This window comes from Parachlamydia sp., assembly GCF_050255895.1.
In the GTDB taxonomy this organism is placed as follows: Bacteria; Chlamydiota; Chlamydiia; order Chlamydiales; family Parachlamydiaceae; genus Parachlamydia; species Parachlamydia acanthamoebae.
In genome coordinates this window covers 1-6,383 of record NZ_JBFWIR010000103.1, presented here as the reverse complement: position 1 = coordinate 6,383, position 6,383 = coordinate 1, and the positions used below count along the sequence as shown (strand labels likewise).

Sequence of the window (6,383 nt, the reverse complement as noted above, 5' to 3'; positions counted from 1 at the left end):
GTCTAATTGCTTATAACCTACTTTTCAGAATTGCAAGCGGTGAGATGTTGGGAAATGATCTACCAATTGCGTTTCATATTTTAGAAATCCCTGAGGCCTTAAAAAGTTTAGAAGGGGTAAAAATGGAATTAGAGGATTGCGCTTTTCCTCTATTGAAACACATCCAGATTGGTTCCGATCCTTTTCAATTATTTGGTGAAATCGATTATGCCCTTTTAATTGGTTCTAAACCTCGTGGTCCGGGAATGGAACGTGGAGAACTACTCACAGAAAATGGGAAAATTTTTGTGGAACAAGGCAAAGCACTTAATGCATCTGCAAATCGAAATGCAAAAGTGTTTGTTGTGGGGAATCCTTGCAACACAAATTGCTTAATTGCCATGAAACATGCTCCCAACATTCCCCGCAAAAATTTTCATGCCATGACACGCCTGGATCAAAACCGTGCGGTTGCGGCTTTAGCAAAACATGCAAACACGGATGTTGAATCGGTTAGTCACATGACCATTTGGGGTAACCACTCCTCAACCCAAGTGCCTGATTTTTATCATGCGCGTATCCACAATAAGCCCTTGCTTGAAGTCATTAAAGATGAAGAATGGTTGAAAACCACCTTTATTAAAAATGTTCAACAACGAGGAGCTGCAATTATCGCTGCTCGCGGAAAATCTTCAGCTGCTTCTGCGGCAAACGCATTGATAGATGATGTAAAAGCATTGGTTTTTCCGACGCCTGAAGGTCAGTGGTTTTCTTCAGCTGTTTGTAGCGATGGAAATCCTTATGAAATCCAAGAAGATCTCATTTTTTCTTTCCCTTGCCGTTTAGATCAAAAAGGTGATTGGGAAATTGTCAAGGGATTAGAGCTCAATCCATTTTTAAAAGAAAAAATTCTCCTAACAGAGAAAGAGTTGATTGAAGAAAAGAATATCGTTATAAAACAATCCTAAAAGATCGATTGAGGAGAAAGTAAAAATGAGTAAGGTACTTTTTGAAATCACAGAAGATAATCTTGATACAGGTTTAAGAGGATATCCAGTCGGGTACTGCACGACATCAAATGTCGATCCCATCAAAGGTTTATTCTATCGCAATTATCCTGTTGCAGATATTGCTTACTGGGAACCTGAACGCGCCATCCATTTACTATATACAGGAAATGATGGTTCTAAAGGTGAAATTGAAGATTTTTCTAATTTACTTCAGCGGCATGCAATTTGTGCACCTAGAGTGATCGATCACATTCGGAAGCTTCCAAATGAAGGGCATCCGATGCAACTATTCTGTGCAGCGTTATTTACATGTGGAATGATTGAAGGGCAAAATGATTATCGAGCTGACTGCCTTGCATTAATTGCCAAAATTCCTGAAATTGCAGCTGCAGTCATCAACTACCACGCAGGTTGGGGAGAATCTAAACCTTCAAAACCTGAGCTTGGTTATATCGAAAATTTTGTGCATATGCTGAACGTTCCCAATGCTTCACCAGAAGAATTAATCGAAGTCTTTAAATTATTTAATGTTCTTCATCTTGACCATGGGGGTGGTAATCTATCTACCTTCGTAGGTAAAGCGGTTGCGTCTGGTCTACAAGATATGTATGGATCTATTGCTGCTGCGATGAGTGCATTGGCAGGACCGCGTCACGGTAGAGCCAATCAGGACTGCCTCGAATTTGTTGAAGAAATACAGAGTGAACTACAAAATGATGTCTCGCCTGAAACTGTAGAAGCTTTGATTCGTGATCGGCTAGCAAACAATCAACTCGTTTTTGGTTTCGGACATGCTGTTTTGCGTGTCGAAGATCCACGTGCTACCGTTCTTTATGCTTTGGCTGAAAAAAAGTATCCTGATAATCCACTTGTTAAATTAACACAGATTTTACGTACTATTGGACCTAAAGTCCTTGCAGAAAATCCTAAAATTTCTAATCCTTATCCCAATGTGGATGCAATTTCAGGCACAGTACTATCTGCCACTGGATTTCCTTACCCTGAATATTTCACCATTTTATTTGGCCTTGCGCGTACTGTAGGGATTGCTGTGCAAATTGTCCATGAAAGATGTATCGCACGAGAAGGCAAAGGCTTGCCTATTGTTCGCCCTAAATATTTATATAAATCATCCCCTACAACTTGATTTACAGACTTGCTGCTTTTAATGAGGACCTATGACCCTGAAAGATATCCAATTTATTTTTAATCGTGCTTTATCTTTGAGTTTTTGCAAAAAAAAATGGCTACTCACCTTTTGTGTTTTAGCATTGTGCGGAATTTTGGTCGTTTTTTTTCGGGGTCTCGCTTTAAATGCGGGTCAGTGGGTGGTGATGAGTCTCACTTTTCTTCCCATTTTTTTGTCAGCAGGAATTATCATTTCATTGGGAATTTTTTTGACGCGCATTTATCACAACGAAATCAAGAAGAAAGAGATTAACTATGGGGAGGTATTCAATAAATCGTGGGAAGTGGTGATTGGCGCTTCCTATTTTTCTGTGCCCATTATTTTAAGTTATTTATTGCTCTGGGTTATTATGGGCATTTTTGTATTGCTCAATGACATCCCTGGTTTCGGAGATTTTTTTGGGGTCGTGCTTTCTTTTGCTCCTTTTCTCCTTAACTTGGGGTCATTAGTCCTTTGCCTATTGAGTCTTTCACTCCTATTTTTTATGGCCCCTTTGCTGGCACTCCGCGGCCTCAATCGATTTGAAATCTCTAAATTTCTCATTCACAGAGTGAAAGAAGATATTTTTTCCAATCTCCTTCTTGCCTTGGTGGCCTTGCTTCCAATTCTCTTTATCGTGGGTTTACTTGTTTTAGCAGCTGTTTTAACAGGAACATTGTGCGATTATTGCGATACGCCGACTTACACCATCTTGCAATGGTTTTTCATTATGATTCCTTTTACAGCGATCCTAGCCCCTGCCGTGATCTTCTTTTTCAATTTCGCTGCTGAAACACACGTTTTATTGCAAAAGGGATTGAGAGGAGAGGCTTGAATTTAATGTGCGTCTTCTTTGTAAGGCATAGGTTAAATTGTCCTACGCAACAACCAGCTCTAAATCATTTAGCTGGATCCTATCTCCACTCCATAATTTTATGCCAAAAAAAGACTCGTCTGAGTATTGAAGAGACGTTTTCAGTGCATTGCGTATTAAATTAAGCTCAGCTGTTAGGTCACACTTCGGGTGACGTGATAGATAATATTCTCCTTCCTTAAAGGCTAAGAGAGCATGTTGATTGAAGAGACAAGTACTTGGATTTTTATCGGCAAGAACATCTCCTCGGCACCCTAGCGTCAAATCTTTGAAAGGTTGACCTTCTGCTATTCCCTGCGGAATGACATGTTTTTTGCCCGATTTTGACTCAACGAGTATAAGCTGTGATGATCCCCTATTAAGAGGTCGTATATTAGATTTACTTTCTTTATGCTTAAGCGCTTCCTTTAAAGCCGGATAATTATCCGCTTCTTTATAAATACTGTTTTCTAGCCATTTCATGAAAACATTAGCAGCTTCAGTATTTCCCAAACGTTGGCAGATATGAATAAAGCATTCTTGCTGGTTGTTAACGACACAATTTCCAATTTTTTGAAATCCACGTGGAGGGAGGCTATAGTCTTCACATATTTGAGCATGTTCGAAGATTTCATAGAATTTATTAATTGCGCCTTCTTTTTCTTGTGTCACTGCTGCAAAAATAAGAACATTTTTAATGATTTCTTTAGCTGTTGCTTTGTCTGCTTTAAATGTTTTAATAACAATCCCCTTATCTATAGCAGCTATTCTCATTCCATTCGAATCTTGCTCAAATAGAGGCCGATGGATGTCGTTTGCTCCCTGACCAGCATTTGCAATGTGAAAGAGATAGTGATCACCTTCTCTAATAGCTTCGATGCTTATATAGTGTCCAGAATTTGGACTATCATACCAGCCGCCCCTGATCAGTTCACCAACCTCGCTATATTTGTCTATTTTTGCCAAGATTTTATCCGCTATGCTTTTTGCTTTCTCATCGATCTGTCTTTTTTCAATGCCTGCACATAAAGCCAAACACTTTAGAAAAGCAAATTCGTCATTATCCAGATCAATCTGATCTTGGATTCGATCCCGAATAGCCTCAAAAATTTCGCGATCCTTTTTATTAACTTCTGTTGTCAAAAACTGCTCAATCAGTGAATGCATTAATAAATGTCCTGGTTCACCATGATGCCCTTCATTTTTTGATTGTTTAATCTTTTGAATAAGTTCTTTTATTGTCGTTTCAGAATCGTAAGTCATATTTGTTGAATGATAAAAAAACAAAAACTCATTAATTTTTTCTGGCTGATAATCTTTTACCTTATGAGTGATTTCTAGGCCTTCCTTTATCGCTTTTAATTCAATTTCTAATGCACGAAAAGACACAGAACTTAACATACGAAGTGTTTGTGAATGACGTAAGTCTGAGAGTGCATAGCCACCATCTTTTGAGGTTTCATTTTCATCGAAAAATCCACTATTATTTTTAAGTAAAACCGTAATTTCATTACGTTTTAACTGTTCAAAATCCCATAAGGAGACAAATTTTTCTGAATGTTGATTCAACTTTTGTTTCAGAACAACAATGTTTTCTTCCATGTAAAGGCGAAATGTGTTTCCTTGTAAACCACGATATTCTGTGGTGACAATGAGTTCATCTATATTTTCAGATGCTGCAAATACGCATCTGACTTTTCCTTCTATCACTTCTAATTTTCCCTCTTTCGCTTCTAACTGTTGAAGCATTTTTTCTGTATCGGATAGAAAAGAGGAATTTTCAATGTGGTAGACATTCACTTTATGAGGAGAGTCTGCAGGAGTGCTTGCCTGAAAAGATAAATTCATGGCTTCTGAAGTACCGACTTGAATCATCAATACAGGTTCGGGAATCTTTAATACGCCTCTCCAGGCTGCAAGTGAACTCAATAATTCAATGGTAAATTGTTTAATTTTGAAGACAATTTTTCGAACAGGAAAATCTTTTTTGAGCTTTGTGTTTCCCAAAGCTTCTTGCATGTTTTTACGATGAGAAGATTTTTTGAGATGCTCGTATTGGCCTAGCTTTTGGTAGCTTTTTAATAATTTCAAAACAGCTTCTTGGGAAGAAATCGTTTTAAATTTAGTTGGATCTTGTTTCTTTTGTATTTTAACAAAGGAACCGCTGTAATTTTTTAATCCTTTTCTATATCGATCAAATTTTTGGCTGTGATATTGAAAGGTTTTCCCAAAATTTCCATTTCTATCAATAGAAGGGCTGGTCATCAAAACTCCAAAAAAAAATGTACTATCAATAAAAAAATTAATGAAAATTATAATAACGAAACTCAAAAAAATCAAATTAATTTACTATTAGGCACTTAATAATCAGCTATGGAAACCATTGAAAAATACAAAGGATAAAGGAATATATTTTTTTTCAAATTCCTTCTCGTTCTGAGAGCCTCCTTTATAAAGGGATTTTTCCTAAATCGACCAAATATTTTGATTATATTATCAAATAAAGAGGTCAAAATATGTTGGAATATCTTTTTGGGAATTCAATGATTGAAAAGGTTCTTTTCTATTTAATCGTAAATGCATCTTGCTATACTTCAGAAGGACTGTGAAAAAAAGACATAGATGCAATCTTGGTTTGAGAAGCTTTTGTGACAATCTATTCCGAAAATCGTTACCAAATTTTATGATTTAGACTACGTTACTTAAGAAGATATGAGGAAAGTAAAAAAAAAGCTCTCGGACAGCTTGGTTTTAGTGATTACGTTGTCCAGATTGATTGTCAATGGTTATGGAGTTTGTTTCTCCATCTGGTGCTAGAGGTAAAAAGTTGGTCAAAAATTTTAATAAACAAGAAAAATGTAAGATATTTATAAATGAATTTAAAGCTAGATTGAAAAAGATCTAAAGTTCTTTTGAGGCTAATAATTGAATATAGGCTATAAATTGACCTCCAAAAATTGTTGCCTTTATATGCGAAATCCAGGTTTCTTCTTTACAAATGATTCCATTGATTATCAGCTCCTCTAAAGCCATTGATTGAAAGATATCACCCATTGCATTGACATCTTTTTGAGATTTTTCATTAAATTTTCCACATGAAAAATCATATAAAAACTTCGTTTCATACTCTGAAAGATTGTCAAGACGATTCAAAAACTTTTCTTTCAAGGCAATGGGAAAACGGGAATCTCTGTCTTTGCATATGGTTTCTTCAAAAATACTTAAGATAAACCGAACTTTTTCTAATTCCCTAGCCTTTTGTCTTTCAAGTACTATTTTAGAAAAAAAGTCCCAAAATTCAGAGGTTTGCATATACTCCAAATCTAGTTTGGTTGTATCTATTTTTTTTAATCTTTCATCAAATTCCCTGAAG

General features: G+C 36.5%; 5 protein-coding genes. 3 read left to right on the top strand and 2 right to left on the bottom strand.

Features of this window, described 5'->3' with window-relative positions:
* The first annotated feature begins 5 nt into the window (after window positions 1-5).
* Genes AB7E63_RS12870 through AB7E63_RS12860 form a run of 3 tightly spaced genes read left to right on the top strand, consistent with a single transcriptional unit; the run spans window position 6 to window position 2,992 of the window.
* Entirely contained in the window at window positions 6-947 is a 942-nt protein-coding gene (locus AB7E63_RS12870) for a malate dehydrogenase (RefSeq protein ID WP_428419626.1), read from the top strand.
* 25 nt (window positions 948-972) lie between these two features.
* The gene (locus tag AB7E63_RS12865) at window positions 973-2,136 is read left to right on the top strand and encodes a citrate (Si)-synthase (RefSeq protein ID WP_059358690.1); all 1,164 of its coding nucleotides are present in this window, start codon (window positions 973-975) and stop codon (window positions 2,134-2,136) included.
* 31 nt (window positions 2,137-2,167) lie between these two features.
* The gene (locus AB7E63_RS12860) at window positions 2,168-2,992 is read left to right on the top strand and encodes a hypothetical protein (protein ID WP_428419625.1); all 825 of its coding nucleotides are present in this window, start codon (window positions 2,168-2,170) and stop codon (window positions 2,990-2,992) included.
* 42 nt (window positions 2,993-3,034) lie between these two features.
* On the opposite strand, the gene AB7E63_RS12855 is transcribed toward AB7E63_RS12860, so the two are convergent.
* Window positions 3,035-5,275 (bottom strand): hypothetical protein, encoded by a 2,241-nt coding sequence (locus AB7E63_RS12855; protein WP_059358688.1) that lies wholly within the window; start codon window positions 5,273-5,275, stop codon window positions 3,035-3,037.
* A gap of 636 nt (window positions 5,276-5,911) precedes the next feature.
* Window positions 5,912-6,383, bottom strand: a 472-nt coding sequence (locus AB7E63_RS12850) for a hypothetical protein (RefSeq protein WP_428419624.1), incomplete at its 5' end; no start/stop codon positions are given.

What these genes read in the sequence shown, in the direction of transcription:
- AB7E63_RS12865 (WP_059358690.1), top strand. Translation starts at nt 973, where the DNA reads ATGAGTAAGGTACTTTTTGAAATCACAGAAGATAATCTTGATACAGGT.
- AB7E63_RS12855 (WP_059358688.1), bottom strand. Translation starts at nt 5,275, where the DNA reads ATGACCAGCCCTTCTATTGATAGAAATGGAAATTTTGGGAAAACCTTT.
- AB7E63_RS12860 (WP_428419625.1), top strand. Translation starts at nt 2,168, where the DNA reads ATGACCCTGAAAGATATCCAATTTATTTTTAATCGTGCTTTATCTTTG.